Source organism: Pectobacterium sp. 1950-15, assembly GCF_037136835.1.
Lineage (GTDB): Bacteria > Pseudomonadota > Gammaproteobacteria > Enterobacterales > Enterobacteriaceae > Pectobacterium.
This window is the reverse complement of sequence record NZ_JBBBQR010000014.1, coordinates 92,202-112,375: the sequence shown is the minus strand read 5'-3', so window position 1 is coordinate 112,375 and position 20,174 is coordinate 92,202. Positions and strand designations below refer to the sequence as shown.

Below are 20,174 nucleotides of genomic sequence, written 5' to 3'. Positions count from 1 at the left end.
AATCGTTCCGCTTTTTTTAATTGTATAAATGTAAAAAAGCTTACCAGTACGACTTCGGTAAGCCTTTCTCTCAGCCCAATTTTTATCGCTAAAACAGGCGAACAACCTTCGTTCAGCCGCTAGCTCTTAATTCAGTTGATAGTCCAGCGTGATGTCGGCTTTGAGCACTTTTGACACCGGGCAGCCCGCCTTCGCTTTTTGGATGATGCTATCGAACGTGGCGTCATCAATACCCGCCAATTTCACCTTACTGTGCAGCGCGACTTTGGTGATCGCAAACCCGCCATCGACTTTATCCAGCGCCACATCTGCCGTGGTATCAATCGACTCAGGCTTGTGGCCTTCCTCACCTAGCATCAGCGATAGCGCCATAGAGAAGCAGGCCGCATGCGCTGCGCCAATCAGCTCTTCCGGATTCGTGCCGGGCTTGCCTTCAAAGCGGGTATTGAAGCCATAAGGTTGCTGCTGCAATGCACCGCTTTCCGTTGAGACGGTGCCTTTCCCCTGCTTGATATCACCTTCCCAATGCGCATGCCCTTTCTTGTGAATGGTCATACTGTCTCCTCTTCATCGTTACCCTGCCTGAAACTCGAATCATTTAGGGTAGAGATTAGCCATTGGCAGCTATCCGCGTTGGAGCGAATTGATGCTGTCGTCATACCCTTTAAACCGTAGAACACATTGGGAAGAAACCCAAATCGATTATTTCATTCGCATAATAATTTTACCGCAGAGCAATAAACCGGCTGATATATTCACTGCTTTATTATTTTAAGATAAAGCCGATTTACCTATTTATACAAAATGCAGATTATTGGCACACCAGATAATGGGTTTTCAAAAAATGGACTTCCGTTCTGGCGTTTTTATTTTTACAACTCACCTATTGTTATTAATCTTGAATCATATTGGATGTGAAACATGAATAAAATAACGTCATTAGCCTTATCTGCATTATGCATTATTCCCCTGATTAATACCGCTCATGCCCAATGGGAACTGGACGACATCTGTTACGGCTATGCTACCGCAACAGGGTCTGGCTATCAGGGTGGCGCCCTTTTACTGGACCCTATCCCACAGAACATGGAGATTACCGCGTTAAATCGGAGCCAGCTGGATTATCGTGGTGTTAAGGCGTCGCTCGCAGGGGCCTACCTGAAAGTTAACGGGCCCAAAGGCAGCACGGTGGTTTATGTTACCGATCTCTATCCTGAAGGTGGAGATTGCGCATTGGATTTATCGTTTAACGCCTTTGAGAAAATAGGCGATCTACGGGATGGGAAAATTAATATCGACTGGACGCTGATCGAAGCGCCGATAAATGGCAACGTTATTTATCGTATAAAGGAAGGTTCAAATCCTTATTGGGCTGCGGTGCAATTCAGGAATGTAAAATACCCGGTTATTGAGATGAAATATCTGCGCAATAACCAGTGGATTGCCGCACAGAAAACCGATTACAACCACTTTATTGTTGAGCACGTTGGAATGAACGATATTCCGATTGAATTTACCGACGTAAAGGGCAACGTCCTCAGTGATACGCTACCGCCGATGTCCCAAAGCACCTCATCCGCTTATCTGATCACGGGCAACGTTCAACTTTAATCCTCACTGCCTTGAGGGAGGCTGACATCACGCAGCGTCCCTCGTTTCTGTTCTGCAAAACCACCGGTCGGCAAAATCACAGTGGAAAACGTAAGCATCGTTTTTGTCAGCCTTTTCATCACATTAGCTGGACGTTATCTGCTGCACGTGCGTACTCGTTGTGTTTCCCACTTTTTCTATTGCTCAAATATTTGTTAGTTTTATCACTTCTTTAAGCGTTTGATTCGCCATCATTCGCACTACAGTATACCCTGTCGCAGATTACACTCTATTTTCTGCTTTAGGCATCATTACAAAAGGTCTCTTTTGCGTGGCAAAATTATTTTTACGTAGTGGAAGTTTGGATGATTTTCTGGCGCTGGGCGAGAACGGGCAGCCAGTTTACGCATCGGCACTTCAATTGCGGGAAACGTTACGTCTCAGAAAACAGCAGCAGATTGCCGATTGTCTGGCGATTCCCCAACCCAATGAGCATGGCGACCGTATTGACTGGTATTCGCCGGTTGACGGTAAAGTCACCTCCTGGATTGCCGCGAGCGAAGAAGAACGAGAAAAAGCGCTGGCATTACTGGAAACCTATCAGGCCGCCGTGGCCGACATCAGCCAGCGTGCGCAAAATGCAGAGAAAGCCGGGCAGAAACTTTTCGGTGTTCTGCTGGCAAAAGCGATACAGTTCCCAGGGGCGAACCACGTCTATCTGGTTGATGGCAAACCGGTCTTAACATTCTGGGGCTTCGTTAATCTCGATAAAAAATCCCGTCTTGATGCGCTGGATTGCTTGCGGCCTGTCATCAAAGAAGTGGAACCGCTTTTTGTTGCCCCTGCTGCCGCACCAACGCGGCCTCTGGTCGATCCCGTTCCCGAACCGGAACCACAGCCTGTCAGTCCACCGGAGCCCGTCGAGCCAACGCCTGCGCCTGTCGCTGCGGCAGCAGCCGTTCCTGCTCGTCCGGCGTTCTTCCGACTGTGGTGGCTGTTACCTGCCGCTGCGCTGTTAGCAATTCTTTCATTGCAAATCCGCGGCTGCGTGTCTGGGCAAGACGACAAGCCAGCACCCGATTTGGCTGCGACGGTCAAACAGGAAAAACGTGCTCTGCCTTCTTCCACGCCGGCGGAACCTGCGCCGCAGCAAGAAAGCGCCCCGGTTCCGCCTGTCGCAGAAAAAGAGAAGGTGAAAGCCGCTGAGCCAGCGGTTGCAACGCCTCCTGCTGCACCTGTAGCAGAAGCGGTGAAACCAGAAGCCCATGCAGCCACTGAACCGAAAGAGCCTGTTACGCCGCCGGCTGAGCCGGTTGTGGAGCAGGTGCCAGCAATGCCTGCGGGCAAAGATGATTTAGTCATGCCTGCTGACGAGGTGAAAATCGGTTCCATCAAGTTCCTGAACGGCAACTGGCGCGTCATTGTTGATGGCAAAGCGCCGATTACCGGCAGGCCGCCTAGCCTGCGTTACCAGATTCAAAATGGAAAAGGTACCGCGCGAATTACTCATGGTGACGGTGTCACGTGTCGTGCCAACGTTGAAGCAGGGTTAATGAGCTCTGGCAATCTGATCATCAACAGCCGTTCTGGTGCACGTTGTTCCGATAATTCTCGTTTCCAAATGCCAGAACTGGTCTGTAAACAAGGTGCTTCCGGCACTGCAGCGGAGTGTATCGGCCGTTATGATGCAGACACCGTTTTCCCGATGACGATAAAGCGCGAGAGTAAATAATCATGCTGGCGACGATTACCGATTATAAACAACGCATTACGTTGATTCAGGACAGCGGGATTCAGTTTCTGGATTTTGCCTTAAAGCCGCAGTTTTCGGCTGAACAACCTAACTGCTACGTACGCAAAAGTGCCAACGGGCCCTTGCTGCACCTGCTTTACGATGCGCATACGGACAAATTCCTGCTGCCTTCAGCCACAGGGATGCCGCCGGAAGTGGTGAAGCCAGAGTTGAGCATTTCGCTTGAGCAATCGCTGAAACTGCTGGAGAACATCTGGCTGCCGCTGCCCTTCTTCCGCTTTAATCCGCCGCGCACCTTTATGGGCGGGCCGGATAACTGGGCGCGGATGCAGATTCTGGCGTTGGATACGCCCGATCAGGACGGCAACACGCACCGCATCTGTCTGGCATTCGATACCAAAACGTATCCGGAAGGCCACGAGTACGAGTCATTGGCACCGAATGCCAATGACATCAAAACCGGTGGGAGTTTCGCGCTGGCTTATCACAGCGACGAACTGGGTGAATTCCTTGATGAGACCTGGGTCGACGGCTGGCTGCGCGAAGTCTTTACTCAGCGGGTTAAAGCGCTGGAAAACCGCGATAGCCACGATGTGAAAGTGGCGCTCAGAGGGTTTGAATATCAGGCACATTACCTGAATGTGTTGGATATGCTGGGCAACCAGCTAGAAATACCGGAAATTCGCATCAATACCAGCACGCTGCAGGAACCCGCCGTCAACGTTGACCTGATTTTGGACGTCGGTAACTCACACACCTGCGGCATTCTGGTTGAGGATCATGCAGACGAAAGCAACGGCCTGAAGCAGACCTATGAACTGCAGTTGCGCGATCTGAGTGAGCCACATTATCTGTATAACGAACTGTTCGAGAGCCGCGTTGAGTTTTCACAGGCGAAGTTCGGCAAAGAAAACTTCTCTGTAGAAAGCGGCCGTGATGATGCCTTTATCTGGCCGTCCATCACCCGTGTCGGACGAGAAGCCAGCCACATGGCGCTACTGCGTCAGGGAACGGAAGGTTCAAGCGGTATTTCCAGCCCGCGTCGCTACCTGTGGGATGAAGAAAGCTATGCGCCAGGCTGGCGTTTCAGCCAGACGGACGCGCATTCGCAAACCGAACCGCTAGCGACAGCCATGCCGTTGACCATCATGCTGAATGATGAAGGCCAACCACTTTACAACCAGCCGCTGGAAGAACGCCTACCGGTGTTTTCGCCGCACTATAGCCGCAGTTCGATCATGACATTCATGCTCTCCGAACTGCTGGCACAGGCGCTGATGCAGATGAACAGCGCCGCTCAGCGTTTGAAGATGATCCACAGCAGCGCGCCGCGCCAGTTGCGAAATATTATTCTGACGCTGCCTTCCGCGATGCCGAAACCCGAGCGTGAAATTTTCCGTCGCCGTATGCATGAAGCGATCGCGCTGGTCTGGAAAGCGATGGACTGGCACCCAATGGATGAGGATTTCACCACACCAGCCGACAAGCAGCAGAGCCGGGTTCCGGTGCCTGACGTGCAAATCGAGTGGGACGAAGCCACCTGCGGACAGATGGTTTACCTGTATAACGAAGCGCAGGTGAACTTTGGTGGCCGTGCGGAAGATTTCTTCGCTAGTATGGCGCGCCCTGATAAGGAGCTTGATGAGGGCGAACCCGCGGGAAAAACGCTGCGCATCGCCTCAATCGATATCGGCGGCGGCACCACCGACCTCGCCATTACGCAATATCTGCTCGATGACGGCGTCGGCAACAACGTTAAAATCATTCCCCGCCTGCTGTTCCGTGAAGGCTTTAAGGTCGCTGGCGACGATATTCTGCTGGATGTGATTCAGCTCTATATCCTTCCTGCGCTACAGGCTGCGCTGAAAACCGCCGGACTGGCCAGCCCGGATGCGCTGATGGCGAAGCTGTTCGGCAATGAAGGCCGTATGGACGCCCAGCTTACGCTGCGCCAGCAGGTAACGTTACAGGTCTTCATCCCGATCGGTCGCGCGATTCTGGAAGCCTATGAGCGCTTTGACCCGCTGGATACCAGCGCCGAAATCGAATCTACCTTCGGCGAATTGCTGGAGCAGGCGCCGACGGAAAAAGTGCTGGAATACATCAATACGGAAGTACAGCGTGAACTGCCGGTTAGCGATAGCGTATTCGATATCTTACAGGTGCCGCTCATCCTCAAACTGAGCAAACTGCACGGCGAATTCCTGTCGAACAAAATGAACATCACGCAGAACCTGCGCCTGATGTCTGAAGTGGTGTCGCTGTATTCGTGCGATGTGCTGCTGCTGACTGGCCGCCCTTCGCGCTTCCCGGGAATTCAGGCGCTGTTCCGCCACCTGCAACCGCTGCCAATTAACCGGATGCTGTCTCTCGATGGATATCACACTAATGACTGGTATCCGTTTAACAAACGTGGACGTATCGATAACCCGAAATCCACCGCGGCCGTCGGCGCGATGCTGTGCCTGCTGGCGCTCGATCTGCGCCTGCCGGGCTTTTACTTTAAGGTCGGTGATTTCCAGCCGTATTCCACCGTGCGCTACCTCGGCATGATGGACAGCAACAACGCGCTGACGCTGGATAACGTTTATTACAGCGATATCGATCTGGATGCGCCGGATTTCGTGTTGGATCCACAACATAGCTTCCAGGTACGTGGCTCACTCTGTCTTGGTTTCCGCCAGTTGGACAACGAGCGCTGGCCGGCCTCCTCGCTTTATATGCTCTCGATTGTCGATCAGGATTTAGCCCGTAAAGTCGTCGGCGACAGTAAACTGCGCGTCCGGCTAGCCGTGACGAAGAGTGACGATCAAGACAGCCCTGAGCGCTTTGAAATTGCCGATGCGGTGTTGGAAGACGGCACTCGCGTTCCGCCACAGCATTTACGACTCAAATTGAACACATTATCCGCTAACGGTTCAGGAGCGACCCATTATTGGATCGATAGTGGGAGTGTATTTAAAAAATGAAACGATTAACGCCCAAACAGCTTTCTACCCGACTCCACGGCCAGCTACAGGCCGTCGCGCAAGGTGTTGAACAGGCCATCGGCTGGGTTGAAACCACACGCCAGAACGCTCCGCGTCTGGATATCGAAGCCGATCGTCTGATCGTCAAACTGCGCCGTAATCACAATAAAGCGCAGCATCTGTCCGATGTGGCGCAGAAAGAGATTGCCATCGGCTTTTTTGGCCTGTCTCAGGCGGGGAAATCTTATCTTATCGCTTCGCTAGCCGGGGGGGAAAACGGCAAGCTGGAAACCGCGTTTGAAGGGCAACAGCTGGATTTTATCGAGCACATTAACCCGTCTGACCGGGCCACTGCGCTCGTGACGCGTTTTAGCCGGCAGTCGGGTGTAAAGAACAAATCGTTCCCCGTTCAACTGCAACTGCTCAGCGAGCTGGACATCGGTAAGATCATGGCCAACGCGTTTTTGAACGATCTCAATCAAGAGACAACGTTTGAAGAGCTGGATGAGCGCCATATTGCCGAACACATTAAAACGCTGCTGATGCACCGCCAGCCGGAACCCGTTGAAGGGATGAGCCGCGATGAAGTGGTCGAACTCTGGGACTACCTTGCGCGTCACGACGTCAAACGGCAAAAACAGCTGGAAGCGCACTTCTGGCCGGTGGCGATTGAATTAGCACCTTATCTCACCGTTGACGATCGCGCCCAGCTCTTCTCCGTACTGTGGGGCGAGTTGAATTCGCTGACCGCTGCGTATCGCCATTTCAGCCACACGCTGCAACACCTGTCCGGTACACGTAAGCTGTTAGCGCCGCTGCGGACACTGGTGGATGATGAGTTAAATCCAGCAGACGGCCTGATCGATGGTTCGGCGCTGGAACGCTTGCACAGCGCCGACGATCCCGGCGTGTTGGTGCGGCCAGTTCAGAATGGCCGTGCGGGGAAAACGACAGAGCTTTCGCTGGCCGAGCTAACGATGCTAACGGCGGAGCTGCTTATCCCACTGCATTTACCGCCTAAAGAAGCGCTGTTCGAGCAGGTTGATGTGCTGGATTTCCCTGGCTTTGGTGAGCTCCGCGAAACGCGGGACGAGCCACCAGCAAAACGCAGCACACAGCATCCACTGGCGCACACGCTATTACGGGCGAAGCGTGCCTATCTACTGGAGCGCTATACCGACAATCAGGAAATGAACGTTCTGATGGTATGCAGCGCCGCAGGCGATCGTGGCGACGTTAAAGTGGTTGGCAAAGCGCTGGATCACTGGGTTAAACAGACTCAGGGCGAAAACGCACAGGTGCGTAGCCACCGCAAACCGGGATTGATTTGGGCGGTTACCCGTCACGATCGTCGTATTACGCACGGACAAAACTACGATGCTGCGGTACAACGCTATGTCGGTAATCCGGGCGACGCCTGGGGCACCATGCTGGCGATGGACAAACGTGGCGTCGCGCGTATGGCAACCTGGTTGGGGGCTGAAGTTCACCGGGATGTAAAACTGGGGCGCATCAGCGAACAGCTTAACGAACTGCAACGTGAACTCAGCGATAACCTGCTGGGTAACTGGTATCTGCCTGTCGATGTTGACGATCCAGCGGAAAAACAGCGCATCGCAGAGACCCTGCTCAAATCGCTCCAGACCCGCACCGGCGTACATGGCGAACTGCTGGAACGGCTGCTGCCTTCGCGTGATGAACTACGCCGTCTGTATCTGCAACAGCAAGGGGCAAACTATGGCGGTTTCCATGCTGATACTGAAGACCTTTCCGCCCCGTTAGCCAATAGCGATCCGTTTGGCGTTGGGATCGAAATCGATCTGTTTGCCGATGAACCGATCGCGCTCGACCAGCCTGCAATGCCGGCTTTGACAGTCGATCATGGCTATGAGGCAGATTACGCGCACGGCGTTTACCGTTTCTGGATTAACCACTTACGCAGCTTGCCAGAGAATGCACCGCTTCTTGAGCTACTGAATGTGCCAAAAGCGACGATCGAAATGCTGGTCGAAGAATTGATCACTGGCAGCATCCGTTTGCGGATCGAAGAGGCGCTGGTCGATATGCTGGTTGATGGTGAGCAGTTGGGCATCAACCGCGAGAATAAAGCTGACCGTCAGGTTTCACGCGTGCTGACCATTCTCGGTGACTTCGTCGCCTGGCTCGGCTTCCAGCAGCTTGATGAATCCCTGCGCCCTGCCAGCCGCATCAATCGCGGTCATAAAATTTTCGCCAAACCCGAAAAACAGGCGGTCAGCTTCGGTGCTTCTCAGCGCTTAACCAAACTGTCGCTGACGCCCACCAATAATACGGCGTTTTATATCTATGACTGGCTGGTTGGCCTGAATGAGATGATTATCCAGAATGCGGGCTATTCCGCTGCGCGCGAAGTCAGCGATAAACAACGTGAACAGTTGGGCACGATTTTGGCGTTGATTAAGCCCGCTGAGAAATAGCGTTCACTTTACCGCTGCCAATCCAGAAAACATGGCGTGACATTGTCACTAATTTTGCGCCATGTTTCCTGTTTTTCTGCCATCCCGTCCCTCTAAATGTCTCTCCCTCCTTAGCCATTCTGAAAAATCTTATTGACGAACGGTGGATTCAATCTATACCTAAATTGATATCTTTCAATTAATAAGCGTTGACGTTCCTCTATCTGTTGGCCATTTCCACCAAGTGGGAGTGGGTGACCTTAACAGGAGTGGTTATGACGATAGAAAAAGCGCGCGAGGAAGACGGCATCTCGGTAGAAAATGGTGAATATGAGCCTATTATTTTGAAAATAAAGGCATTCTATCGCGAGCTGACAAACGAAGGGTTAACGACACTGGGTGATATCTACCATCAGGATATTCACTTTATCGACCCCGTATCCAGCCATCATGGGTTGCATGACTTGCATCGCTACTTTTCCCGTTCACTCGAAAATCTGCGTTACTGTCAGTTTGAATTCTCCGATATCCATACCTTCCGCGGTGGTGCAACACTGTTTTGGACCCTGCACTATGCCCATCCTTCGCTAAAAAATAACGAACCGCTGACGCTGGCAGGTTGTAGCCACCTGCTCTTCGCCGACGACAAAGTTATCTATCACCGTGATTATTACGATATGGGTGAAATGCTCTATCAGCACATCCCCGTGCTGAACTCGCTAATCGGCTACCTAAAAACAAGAATGCAGTCATGAAGCACGTGCTGATTACCGGAGCCAGTTCGGGAATAGGTCAGCAACTGGCCTTGGATTATGCCAGAGACGGCTGGGACGTCCTCGCCTGCGGACGCGATGAAGCGCGGCTGCACGCATTGACAGCCACCTTCCCAACTATTCGTACCACGGCATTTGATATGACGAGTCTGGAGGATACGCGGCAGGCACTGGACGGTGTCACGGCCGATCTGGTGATCCTCAGTGCAGGAACCTGTGAGTATCTGGATAACGGCGTCGTTGAAGCAGAAAAAGTCAGTCGGGTGCTGACAACCAACGTGATTGGCCCGGTGAATTGTCTGTCGGTGCTACTGCCACAGCTTGCCAACGGTAGCCATCTGGCGTTGGTCGGTTCAACCGCCAGCCTCGTTGCGCTACCAAGAGCGGAAGCCTATGGCGCTTCAAAGGCCGCGCTGGCCTATTTCGCCCGCAGCCTGTCGCTGGATTTGCAGATCCGTAATATCACCGTGTCGCTGATCCTGCCCGGTTTTGTCGATACCCCGCTGACCGCACGTAATGATTTCCCAATGCCGATGCTGATTTCTGTATCACAAGCCTCGGAGGCGATCCGACGTGGTCTGGCAAAGAAAAAACGCGAGATCGCCTTTCCTCTGCGCTTTGCGTTACTGCTCAAAGCGGTTTCGGTTCTCCCACAGTCATGGCAACGTCTGCTCGCCAGCCGGTTAGTAAGGTAAAAGTATGAAGATTGCCATCATCGGTAGCGGTATTTCAGGCTTAACCTGCGCACTCCGGTTATCCGATCGCTTTCAGGTGTCGGTGTTTGAGGCGAACGATTATCTGGGTGGCCACACGGCAACGGTCGATGTGGTTCAGGATGGCGTGACCTACGCCATCGATACGGGATTTATTGTCTATAACGAACGGACCTACCCCCATTTTATTGCGCTGCTGGATGAATTGGGGTTAACCGGTCAGCCGACAGAAATGAGCTTTTCAGTCAGTAATCCGGTTTCGGGTCTGGAATATAACGGCCATACGGTAAACACGCTGTTCGCCCAACGCAGCAACCTATTCCGCCTCAGTTTCTATCGTTTCGTTGCGGAAATTGTGCGTTTTAACCGTGTCTGCAAGCAGTATCTTGCCAACGGCGATTATCAGGGGCTGACGCTAAGCCATTTATTGCAGCAGGAAAAGTTCTCGCCATTCTTTGCCCAACACTATCTTTTGCCGATGGGCGCGGCGATCTGGTCGTCGTCGCTTGAGGATATGCGGCATTTTCCTCTGTCGCTTTTCCTGACCTTCTTTAACCATCATGGGCTACTGGATTTGGTCAACCGTCCTCAGTGGATGGTGGTACCTGGCGGTTCACGGGAATATGTACGGCGTATCGCAGAACGTATCCACGATCGGGCGATAATCCACACTCAGACCCCCGTCAGTCAGGTAACGCGCGATGATGCAGGTGTTAGCGTACATACCGCCGATCAGACGTATCGGTTCGATCAGGTGATTTTTGCCTGCCATTCCGATCAGGCGCTGGCACTGCTGGCAACGAGTACGCCCGATGAGCAACGCATCCTCGGCGGCATGCCCTATCAGCCGAACCACGTGATTCTGCATACCGACACCCGGCTTCTGCCCCATAACCGGCGGGCATGGGCGAGTTGGAATTACCGCCTGCCGGTCGATCAGGCGTTTAGCCGCGCACGGGCCTCCGTCACCTACAATATGAACATCCTGCAAGGTATTCGCTCATCGACCACATTCTGTGTCTCGCTGAACCCTCAGCAGGATATCGACCCGAATAAAATATTGTATCGCGCGATTTATCATCACCCGGTGTTTACTCAGCAGACAACAGAGCACCAGCAGCAGCGCGAACGTATTAATGGGCACAACCGCAGTTGGTTTTGTGGTGCCTATTGGTACAACGGCTTTCACGAAGATGGCGTCAAAAGCGCGCTGGATGTCGTCAACCGACTCTATCAGAGTGCGCAACATGAATAGCGCACTCTATGTTGGCAACGTTCGCCATCGACGTTTCACGCCCGTCACGCACCGTTTCGACTATGCGTTATTCATGACGCTAATCGATTTAGATGAGATTAACGCCTTGCCGCATGTCGGCATTGCGCTGGAGCGCTTTTCCCCCGCGTCATTTTATCGCGGCGATTATCTGGGCGGTGGCGATATCAAAATCAAAGCACAGGATCGGATTGCGGAACTGACTGGGGAGCGTCTCACGGGGAAGGTGCTACTGCTGTGCCAACTCCGCTATCTGGGCTGCTATTTTAATCCGGTCAATTTCTATTATTTGTACGATGAGCATAACGAACTACGCTGGTTATTGGCAGAAGTGCGTAATACGCCCTGGAACGAACGTCATACTTATGCCGTCGTCCCTGATGGTTCTACGCCGGTTTCCAAAGCGTTTCATGTGTCGCCTTTTAACCCGATGGATATGGTGTATCACTGGCGGCTCACGCCGCCCGACGCGCGTTTGAGGATCCACATTGAGAACCACAGACAAGGACGCGAGTTTGACGCAACGCTGGTGCTGCATCGACAGCCGCTTACTCGTGCCGCCCTGCGGGCTCAGCTTTGGTCTCTGCCGCTAATGACGATGAAAACCGCCTGCACCATATATTGGCAGGCCTTGAAACTGTGGATTAAACGTTCGCCCGTTTACCCTCATCCGCAGTCTGGAAAGAAGGACAACCCATGAGTTCAACGGAAACACAGCTGGTGCGTCACCCGAGCAATACCTCTCGCTATACTCGGGCCAGAAAAGTGGTATTTCTTCTGCTTAGTCAAATAGAAGGCGGAGGTTTGCGCCTTCGCGAACCAGAAGGCAACGAAACGTTATTCGGGGATCAACACGCGGCGCTGCAAGGTGACATCACGATACATAACCACCGTGTTTATCGCCGTGTACTACTCGGTGGAAGTATCGCTGCCGGCGAAAGCTATATCGATGGCGACTGGAGTTCAAGCAACCTCACGCTCGTTCTCCAGCTTCTGGCACAAAATCAGGCGCTGGTCGATACGCTTGAAACGCGTTTTGGCTGGCTGACGGGGCCATTTCAGCGGTTTATCCACTGGTGTCGTCGTAACCGCCCGCAGCAGGCCCAGAAAAATATCGCCGCCCATTACGATCTGGGAAACCACTTTTACCGCAGCTTTCTCGATAGCGAAATGCTCTACTCCAGCGCCTGGTATCCGCAGCCCGAGATGACGCTGGAAGAGGCACAGCGCGCTAAACTACATCGTCTCTGTGAACAGCTAGCGCTGTGTGAAACAGATCATTTGTTGGAAATTGGCACCGGCTGGGGAGGATTAGCCGAACTGGCCGCGCGTGAATATGGCTGTCGCGTGACTACCACCACGCTGTCGCAACAGCAGTATGACTATGCGCTGGAGCGCATTCAGCAAGCCGATCTGAGCCATAAAGTGACGGTGCTGCGACAGGATTACCGATCGTTGACCGGTCAGTATGACAAGCTGGTGTCGGTCGAAATGATCGAAGCGGTTGGCAAAGCCTATTTACCCACCTTCTTCAAGCGCTGTCAGCAACTGCTGCGTCCGCAAGGCCGTATGGTGCTGCAAGCGATCACAATTGCCGATCAGCGCTACAACCATTACTGCCGTAATGTCGATTTCATCCAACGCTACATTTTCCCCGGCGGTTTTCTGCCCTCGATCACGGCAATGACGACCACCATGACGCGGCATACCGACTTTATCACCCGCGATCTGTTTGATATCGGTCAGGACTATGCCCGTACTCTCAGCGAATGGCGACAGCGTTTTTATCAGCAGTGGCATACGCTGAATGCTCAAGGCTTTGATGAATCCTTCCAGCGCCTGTGGGTGTTTTACCTTTGCTACTGCGAAGCGGGCTTTCGCGCCCGCACCATTAGCACGGTACAGCTCACCGCGGAAAGGCCATGAGCAAAAGGCATCGCGTACACTCACACCCTAAGAGGCAAAAGACAATGAAACTGAAGGCACTTATCCTGACAGGCGTGTTCTTTTCCTGTTCCACCTTCGCGGCCAGCACCACAGTGACGCTGAATGAAGCGCTGCCAACGGGCGCTGGCAGCAGTATCGGTGAGATCTCCATTACGGAAACGCCGTACGGCCTACTTTTCACACCGAACCTGAAAGGACTGGAAGCGGGTATTCACGGATTCCACGTGCATGAAAATGCCAGCTGTGAACCTGCCGAGCAGGACGGTAAATCGGTTCCTGCACTGGCGGCAGGCGGCCATCTCGATCCGAAAAAAACCGGCAAACACCTTGGGCCTTATAACGACCAAGGACATTTAGGCGATCTGCCCGGTCTGGTTGTGAATGCAGACGGCACATCAACCTATCCACTGTTAGCCCCTCGGATAAAATCGCTGTCTGAGGTGAAAAATCACGCGTTGATGGTTCACGCCGGCGGGGATAACTACGCTGATATGCCAGCAAAACTGGGCGGTGGCGGAGCCAGAATGGCATGTGGTGTGATTAAGTAAGATACTGAGGCCAGAGCGTGCGATGCCATATCTTTCGCGATACGGCATCGCACATTAACAGTGGTGGTTAGCGGATGGCGCGTTTTAATATGCGGTTAGCGCCGTTGAGGAAGTCATCGGCCACCTTATTCACTTCTCCGTTACCGTAATCCAGTTTTTGCAGACTGGTCGTCCACAGCTGAACCAACTCCTGATTTTCCATAAACGGTGAAACAGGAACCTTAGAGGCAGGTTGCTCCGCCGCGGCGCGATAGGCATTTGCTAACAGGTTACCGGGGTTAATCACGCCAATATCTTCCAGCAGTTTTTGTGCTTTCGGATTAGCGGGCATCCCGTTTTGTAGCCCAAGCGCTTTCACGCCTTCCGGATTACTCAGCATGAAGCTCATCAGCATTGCCGCTTCTTTAGGGTGCTTACTGTTCTTGCTGATCGCAAACAGCGAAGACGGTTTGCTCGTCAGCCCTGAATCTTTGGCATTTGGCATTGTGATGAATGGCCCGGTTTCCAGCACCACCTCTTTCGGCATATTACTGGAATAGGTGTAGATGGCCGAATCCCACAGGTACATACCGGCTAACTCACCGTTAATCCACGGACGAATCTCATAGACATTAGTGCGTCCAAACGAGGAGAAATAGCGCTGATCGGGTATCACATGGGAATCAACCAGCTTTTTATAAAAACCGAAGAGTTCCCGTACCTGATCGCGGCTATAGGCAATGCTCTGCTTCTTCTCATCGATGAGGTCGATACCGTATTTCTGCGCCATGTAGCTACGGCCGAGCGTGAGGATATCCAACACATCACTTGCCCCTTGGGCCACACCAAGCGGGTAATAATTGTCGCCCAGTTTCTGTTTAAACACCGGGCCGGCGGCAAACAGTTCGTCCCAGGTTTTCGGGTAGGCGACGCCCGCGTTGTCCCAGGTGGCTTTGTTGTAAATCATGCTGCGGGACGTCATCGAAATCGGGAGACCTTGCAGCTTCCCTTTGACATCCGAGGTTTGCAGGTAGTTAGGCGGGAAATCTCCCAGCGTCAGAATCTCTTTTTGCTTATTCAAATCATAAAAGCCGTCGCCATTGCGGGAAAACTGCGGCAGCCAGTTCCAGTCAATACGGATAACATCCGGTTCCTGCCCGCCAGCCATCTGGGTTGACAGGCGGGAAAGGTAACCGTCCCAGCCGGCGTATTCGGCTTTGACGGTAATGGTCGGGTTGGCTTTTTGAAACGCGTTAATCGCCGCGAGTGTCGCTTCGTGCCGTTGGTTACCGCCCCACCAGGAGATGCGGATCTCGGCAGCATCAGCAGAATGAGAAAATGTTGCGCCGAAAGGAAGCGCAGCACAGAGCAGGAGTAGGTGAGATAATGTGTTCCGTGTTTTCGCCATAATAAAACCCTTATAATAGTATTCGGAGGTTTCCACCTGTCTGCCGGTATGCAGACAGACAGGTACTACGGATGCGGAAGCGTTTACTGCCCGAAATATCCGGTCAGAGACTCTGATTAATTCCCTCTTTTCAGGTTAACGGCCAGTTCGCTTATTTTCACTGGCAGTTCGGTGCGTAATGATCGATTGGCTGCAATGCCGGTTAGAATCGACATCGCTCCATCACGATAATCTGCTGCACGATGTAATGGATCCGGTTCCGGTGTACCAAACAGATCGTTTAACATGACCTGATCGCCACCACCGTGCCCGCCAGCTTTAAATTCAACCGGCACGACATAAGGCTCGTCAAACATCGGATAGATCTTTATTTCACATTCATTCAGCGCACCTTCATCCTCTTTTTGTCCGCCTCCGTTTACGTAAGATTTTTCCACCAGTTTCATTTCCAACCGGCCCTTGCTGCCATTAAACACCACGTTCAGCCCTTCCCAGGGCAAATACGCGTTAAGTGAGTACGTCATGATGGCTTTGCTTTTATAACGCACCACCACACCCAGTACATCTTCAATATTAATGCCGTCATCAAACACGCTTTTATCGCGGAAATAACCGTCTTCATGTTCGGCGTCTAAATATAATGCCGTGAGCTGTTCGCTTTGGTTCATATGTAGCGCAAACGGGTCGTTTTCTGCTGCGGCACTATTATGGGAACGCGAATAAAATTCTGTGACCCCACGTGATTCGGCATTCGCTTTACCGTAAAAACGTAAATCGCCTTGCGCATAGACTGTTTCCGGTTCGCTATTCAGCCAGAAGTTCACCAGATCAAAATGGTGCGTGGATTTGTGCACCAACAGCCCGCCACTATTGCGTTTGTCACGGTGCCAACGGCGGAAATAGTCGGCCCCGTGCTCAGTATTCAACAGCCATTCAAAATGAACCGAATACACTTCGCCAATCAACCCAGCGGCGATCAACTCACGAACTTTACTGTGATGTGGTGCGTAGCGGTAATTAAAGGTCACGCGTAATTTACGGCCGGTGCGGTTAATCGCATCGATAATCGCCTGACATTTTTCTTCATCGATCGTCATCGGTTTTTCACTGATGACATCACAGCCTAATTCCATTGCCTGGATAATATAATAGTGATGCGTCCGATCCAGAGAAGTCACAATAACCACATCGGGTTTGGTTTCCGCGATCATCTGCGCGAACTGTTCAGCGCGATATGTCGGTACATTATCGTGTCCATATTTATGGACAATCTGGTTGGCATAATTCATTCGCGTCTGGTTTGTATCGCAAAACGCAACAAACACCCCCTGATCCTGATAATCCCTGGCAATTGACTCCAAATAAAGGCCTGCGCGGCCCCCCGTTCCCACAACGGCATATTTCTTTTTCATTCTGCGCATTTCCTCCAAATAACGTCGGGCACATAGCTATTCGTACATAAATCGGGACGCTGAAAAACCTCGCCAAATTGGCAAACACATGCCGATTGAGGGGGTTGGTATAGTGATTTTCGCCATAGCCACACTCTTACGCCTTTGCCATAAAAAAATAGAACATACCCACATCGTTCACCTTCATATTATTGCCATGTGATGCGTTTATCTGGCAGTAGGATAAAGATTGGCCTGCTCCATCTCTCATAAATACAAATTGAATATTTACTATATTACTGTTTGATTTTATTGGTAATGTTAGATGCGGTTTATCCCACACCTCTCACGTTAAATATGCATCGACGCTCTTAAGTGCTCATGCGCCAAGGGGATTCTCTCTGAAATGGCGCTGCCAGCACCTTCAAAGCCCCTCTCTCCTGCCAGGCCGTGACACGGGGTCACGATCGTGATGGTTTTCTCTTTTTTCACCTCACTGCGTGACATACCTCGCATTTTATTTTCAATCCGTCTGAGGATGCCGGATAATCGACACGTAACTAATGAGAGAAGCAAGAAAGCGATAAGCGCGTAAGGAATCACTATGCAGACTTTTTTTCAGGACACCATGGCAACTCCACTTGGGGAGTTATTGATTATTGCGGATGAAAATAATCATTTGCGTGCAGTCGAGTGGCGCGAGTATGAAGACGATTTATTTCGCATGCTCAATCGCAGTTATCGAAATGATCCCTTTTCGTTACAGCCGCGTCATAATCCCGGAGGCCTGACAGAGAGCCTGCAACGCTATTTTGAGGGTGAATTAGCGATTATTGATACGCTGCCCGTAGCTTCCGTTGGGACCGAATTTCAACAACAGGTCTGGAAAGAATTACGTCGCATTCCCTGTGGAGAAATTACCACCTACGGCGAACTCGCGACGCTGCTGGGTCGCACCGGCGCAGCGCGTGCAGTCGGCATGGCAAACGGCTCAAACCCTGTCAGCATCGTAGTTCCGTGCCATCGCGTCATCGGTACTGGCGGTGCGCTGACTGGCTATGCGGGCGGCATTCACCGCAAACAGTGGCTGTTAGCTCACGAAGGCTATTTACCTCCACTGAATAGTTTGGCGTTATAATTCTTGCGCTTCCCACGCGTGAAAATGTCCGTCCGAATTGCTTATCGCCGTAAGCGATTCGGATTAATCAATGTGTTAACCGTTCGGTAACGTAATGGAAAAAATATTATCGCCGAGCAGACCTTATATATCGGAATATTTTCCAGCAAAATCGAAAAATTATAGTTAGTTCACTATTTATTGGTCTATTCCAGTGATTGCCGGTCTTATCACGGCCGATAAAAGCTGTTAAAATTGACCAATATCAATTATTGCCTGAGCAAAGCCTATGATCCCGGAAAAGCGAATTATCCGACGCATCCAGTCTGGCGGTTGTGCAATCCACTGTCAGGATTGCAGTATCAGTCAGCTGTGCATCCCTTTCACCCTGAATGAACACGAGCTCGATCAGCTCGACAACATCATCGAAAGGAAGAAGCCTATCCAGAAGGGGCAAGCGCTGTTTAAAGCAGGCGATGAATTGAGATCGCTGTATGCCATCCGTTCCGGTACGATAAAAAGCTATACCATCACAGAGCAAGGCGACGAGCAGATCACTGGTTTTCATCTGGCGGGTGATTTGGTGGGCTTTGATGCGATCGGTACGGCTCAGCATCCGAGCTTCGCTCAGGCGCTGGAAACGTCAATGGTCTGCGAAATCCCTTTCGAGACGCTGGACGATCTCTCAGGGAAAATGCCTAACCTGCGCCAGCAGATGATGCGCCTGATGAGCGGCGAAATCCGTGGCGATCAGGACATGATTCTGCTGCTGTCGAAGAAGAATGCTGAAGAGCGTCTGGCGGCATTTGTCTACAACCTTTCCCGTCGTTTCGCTCAGCGTGGCTTCTCGCCGCGTGAGTTCCGCCTGACTATGACGCGTGGTGATATCGGCAACTATCTGGGGCTGACCGTTGAAACCATCAGCCGTCTGTTAGGCCGTTTCCAGAAAAGCGGTACGCTGGCAGTAAAAGGAAAATACATCACGATCGAGAATCTTGATGCGCTTTCCGAATTAGCCGGTTCCTCACGTAAATAATCTTTACCGCCTAACTATTTGACGTTGCCACTTTTTTCTATTGTGGCAGCGTCGATGATCCTCCCTCTTCTCTCACCATCCGTGATATTTCCTATTTTGCTATTCTGCGGCTTATCTCTGTTGTCCAAAACGATTCCATTGCGGTACTCTTGATTGACAGGCTGTGGAGTAACAGCTGTTTGGAGGAGCTATGGCAAAGTATCAGAACTTACTGGTAGCTATTGACCCAAATCAGGATGACCAACCAGCGCTGCGTCGGGCGGTTTACCTGGTTCAGCGACTTGGCGGCCGCATCAAGGCATTTCTGCCGATTTATGATTTCTCTTATGAAATGACAACCCTGCTTTCCCCTGATGAACGGGTGGAAATGCGTCAGGGCGTTATCCAGCAGCGGACGGAGTGGATTGCGGAACAGTGCAGATACTACCTTGAAGCAGGCGTTCCAATCGAAATCAAAGTGGTGTGGCACAATAAACCCTTTGAAGCCCTCATTCGGGAAGTGATTTCCGGCCAGCACGACCTGTTGTTGAAAATGGCGCATCAGCACGACCGGCTGGAGGCCGTCATCTTTACGCCTACCGACTGGCAGTTACTGCGTAAATGTCCTTGCCCCGTGTGGATGGTAAAAGATCAGCCTTGGCCAACCGAAGGCCGAGCGCTGGTTGCCGTCAATCTGGCCAGCGAAGACCCTTATCACGATCCACTCAATATCAAACTGGTATCGGAAACGCTTGAACTGGCGCAGCAGGTTGACCAAACCGAGGTTCATCTGGTCGGTGCCTACCCCGTTACCCCCATTAATATCGCTATTGAACTGCCTGATTTCGATCCCAGCGTCTATAACGATGCGATTCGAGGGCAGCATCTTATTGCCATGAAGTCACTACGGCAGAAATTCGGCCTGGATGAGCGTGTGACGCACGTAGAAAAAGGCTTGCCTGAAGAAGTGATTCCCGATCTGGCGGAGCATTTACAGGCGGGTGTCGTGGTGTTGGGGTCACTGGGCAGAACCGGCCTTTCCGCTGCGTTTATCGGCAACACCGTCGAGCATGTTATCGATCATTTGAAGTGTGACCTGCTTGCAATTAAACCCGATGACTTCGTTTCGCCGATTACGTTGGAAGACGGTGATAACAGCTGATTCCACGTTTCACTCTATTTGAGCCACATAATGCCAGCCTCTCAGCGCTGGCATTATTTTTGTGGCGTACAAACGATAAGGCGTAAAAAAGGGGCGATGAT

At 51.9% G+C, this 20,174-nt stretch carries 16 protein-coding genes; 13 read left to right on the top strand and 3 right to left on the bottom strand.

Annotated features, from left to right (window positions below; all coding sequences use genetic code 11):
- Positions 1–126: 126 nt before the first annotated feature.
- Positions 127–555, bottom strand: coding sequence for an OsmC family protein (locus tag WCT94_RS15870; protein ID WP_336870317.1), 429 nt, complete (start codon positions 553–555; stop codon positions 127–129).
- A gap of 366 nt (positions 556–921) precedes the next feature.
- Between WCT94_RS15870 and WCT94_RS15865 the strand changes: the two genes are divergently transcribed.
- From WCT94_RS15865 to sodC, 10 genes are all read left to right on the top strand, one after another.
- Positions 922–1,611: an expansin EXLX1 family cellulose-binding protein gene (locus WCT94_RS15865; protein WP_336870316.1), complete on the top strand. Its 690-nt coding sequence runs from the start codon at positions 922–924 to the stop codon at positions 1,609–1,611.
- A 310-nt stretch (positions 1,612–1,921) separates the two neighbouring features.
- The gene (locus WCT94_RS15860) at positions 1,922–3,322 is read left to right on the top strand and encodes an SrfA family protein (protein WP_336870315.1); all 1,401 of its coding nucleotides are present in this window, start codon (positions 1,922–1,924) and stop codon (positions 3,320–3,322) included.
- 2 nt (positions 3,323–3,324) lie between these two features.
- The gene (locus WCT94_RS15855) at positions 3,325–6,312 is read left to right on the top strand and encodes a virulence factor SrfB (protein ID WP_336870314.1); all 2,988 of its coding nucleotides are present in this window, start codon (positions 3,325–3,327) and stop codon (positions 6,310–6,312) included.
- Positions 6,309–8,768 (top strand): putative virulence factor, encoded by a 2,460-nt coding sequence (locus tag WCT94_RS15850; RefSeq protein ID WP_336870313.1) that lies wholly within the window; start codon positions 6,309–6,311, stop codon positions 8,766–8,768. The genes WCT94_RS15855 and WCT94_RS15850 overlap by 4 nt, the downstream gene beginning before the upstream one ends.
- Before the next feature lie 254 nt (positions 8,769–9,022).
- Positions 9,023–9,502, top strand: coding sequence for a nuclear transport factor 2 family protein (locus WCT94_RS15845; RefSeq protein ID WP_102116519.1), 480 nt, complete (start codon positions 9,023–9,025; stop codon positions 9,500–9,502).
- Positions 9,499–10,215: an SDR family NAD(P)-dependent oxidoreductase gene (locus WCT94_RS15840; protein WP_336870312.1), complete on the top strand. Its 717-nt coding sequence runs from the start codon at positions 9,499–9,501 to the stop codon at positions 10,213–10,215. Before WCT94_RS15845 ends, WCT94_RS15840 begins: the two co-directional genes overlap by 4 nt.
- Before the next feature lie 4 nt (positions 10,216–10,219).
- A complete protein-coding gene (locus WCT94_RS15835; RefSeq protein WP_336870311.1) occupies positions 10,220–11,488 on the top strand; it encodes an NAD(P)/FAD-dependent oxidoreductase in 1,269 nt (422 codons plus the stop codon).
- Positions 11,481–12,206 carry a DUF1365 domain-containing protein gene (locus tag WCT94_RS15830; RefSeq protein ID WP_336870310.1) on the top strand — a complete coding sequence of 242 codons (726 nt, stop codon included), beginning with the start codon at positions 11,481–11,483 and terminating at the stop codon, positions 12,204–12,206. The genes WCT94_RS15835 and WCT94_RS15830 overlap by 8 nt, the downstream gene beginning before the upstream one ends.
- Positions 12,203–13,432: a cyclopropane-fatty-acyl-phospholipid synthase family protein gene (locus WCT94_RS15825; RefSeq protein ID WP_336870309.1), complete on the top strand. Its 1,230-nt coding sequence runs from the start codon at positions 12,203–12,205 to the stop codon at positions 13,430–13,432. Before WCT94_RS15830 ends, WCT94_RS15825 begins: the two co-directional genes overlap by 4 nt.
- Positions 13,433–13,476: 44 nt before the next feature.
- On the top strand, positions 13,477–14,001 hold the full coding sequence (gene sodC / locus WCT94_RS15820; RefSeq protein ID WP_336870308.1) for a superoxide dismutase [Cu-Zn] SodC: 525 nt from the start codon (positions 13,477–13,479) through the stop codon (positions 13,999–14,001).
- A 67-nt stretch (positions 14,002–14,068) separates the two neighbouring features.
- On the opposite strand, the gene WCT94_RS15815 is transcribed toward sodC, so the two are convergent.
- Positions 14,069–15,388, bottom strand: coding sequence for an ABC transporter substrate-binding protein (locus WCT94_RS15815; RefSeq protein WP_336870307.1), 1,320 nt, complete (start codon positions 15,386–15,388; stop codon positions 14,069–14,071).
- A gap of 116 nt (positions 15,389–15,504) precedes the next feature.
- Positions 15,505–16,800, bottom strand: a complete 1,296-nt coding sequence (locus tag WCT94_RS15810; protein WP_336870306.1) for a Gfo/Idh/MocA family oxidoreductase — start codon at positions 16,798–16,800, stop codon at positions 15,505–15,507.
- A 583-nt stretch (positions 16,801–17,383) separates the two neighbouring features.
- On the opposite strand from WCT94_RS15810, the gene ogt reads away from it, so the two are divergent.
- The 3 genes from ogt to uspE all read left to right on the top strand — a co-directional run bounded on the left by ogt (position 17,384) and on the right by uspE (position 20,073).
- Positions 17,384–17,917, top strand: coding sequence for a methylated-DNA--[protein]-cysteine S-methyltransferase (gene ogt, locus WCT94_RS15805; RefSeq protein WP_336870305.1), 534 nt, complete (start codon positions 17,384–17,386; stop codon positions 17,915–17,917).
- 268 nt (positions 17,918–18,185) lie between these two features.
- Positions 18,186–18,932, top strand: a complete 747-nt coding sequence (gene fnr, locus WCT94_RS15800; RefSeq protein ID WP_010274971.1) for a fumarate/nitrate reduction transcriptional regulator Fnr — start codon at positions 18,186–18,188, stop codon at positions 18,930–18,932.
- A 190-nt stretch (positions 18,933–19,122) separates the two neighbouring features.
- Positions 19,123–20,073, top strand: coding sequence for a universal stress protein UspE (uspE, locus tag WCT94_RS15795; RefSeq protein ID WP_336870304.1), 951 nt, complete (start codon positions 19,123–19,125; stop codon positions 20,071–20,073).
- The last annotated feature ends 101 nt before the right edge of the window (positions 20,074–20,174 follow it).

What these genes read in the sequence shown, in the direction of transcription:
- WCT94_RS15870 (WP_336870317.1), bottom strand. Translation starts at nt 555, where the DNA reads ATGACCATTCACAAGAAAGGGCATGCGCATTGGGAAGGTGATATCAAG.
- WCT94_RS15865 (WP_336870316.1), top strand. Translation starts at nt 922, where the DNA reads ATGAATAAAATAACGTCATTAGCCTTATCTGCATTATGCATTATTCCC.
- WCT94_RS15855 (WP_336870314.1), top strand. Translation starts at nt 3,325, where the DNA reads ATGCTGGCGACGATTACCGATTATAAACAACGCATTACGTTGATTCAG.
- WCT94_RS15850 (WP_336870313.1), top strand. Translation starts at nt 6,309, where the DNA reads ATGAAACGATTAACGCCCAAACAGCTTTCTACCCGACTCCACGGCCAG.
- WCT94_RS15845 (WP_102116519.1), top strand. Translation starts at nt 9,023, where the DNA reads ATGACGATAGAAAAAGCGCGCGAGGAAGACGGCATCTCGGTAGAAAAT.
- WCT94_RS15840 (WP_336870312.1), top strand. Translation starts at nt 9,499, where the DNA reads ATGAAGCACGTGCTGATTACCGGAGCCAGTTCGGGAATAGGTCAGCAA.
- WCT94_RS15835 (WP_336870311.1), top strand. Translation starts at nt 10,220, where the DNA reads ATGAAGATTGCCATCATCGGTAGCGGTATTTCAGGCTTAACCTGCGCA.
- WCT94_RS15830 (WP_336870310.1), top strand. Translation starts at nt 11,481, where the DNA reads ATGAATAGCGCACTCTATGTTGGCAACGTTCGCCATCGACGTTTCACG.
- WCT94_RS15825 (WP_336870309.1), top strand. Translation starts at nt 12,203, where the DNA reads ATGAGTTCAACGGAAACACAGCTGGTGCGTCACCCGAGCAATACCTCT.
- sodC (WP_336870308.1), top strand. Translation starts at nt 13,477, where the DNA reads ATGAAACTGAAGGCACTTATCCTGACAGGCGTGTTCTTTTCCTGTTCC.
- WCT94_RS15815 (WP_336870307.1), bottom strand. Translation starts at nt 15,388, where the DNA reads ATGGCGAAAACACGGAACACATTATCTCACCTACTCCTGCTCTGTGCT.
- WCT94_RS15810 (WP_336870306.1), bottom strand. Translation starts at nt 16,800, where the DNA reads ATGAAAAAGAAATATGCCGTTGTGGGAACGGGGGGCCGCGCAGGCCTT.
- ogt (WP_336870305.1), top strand. Translation starts at nt 17,384, where the DNA reads ATGCAGACTTTTTTTCAGGACACCATGGCAACTCCACTTGGGGAGTTA.
- fnr (WP_010274971.1), top strand. Translation starts at nt 18,186, where the DNA reads ATGATCCCGGAAAAGCGAATTATCCGACGCATCCAGTCTGGCGGTTGT.
- uspE (WP_336870304.1), top strand. Translation starts at nt 19,123, where the DNA reads ATGGCAAAGTATCAGAACTTACTGGTAGCTATTGACCCAAATCAGGAT.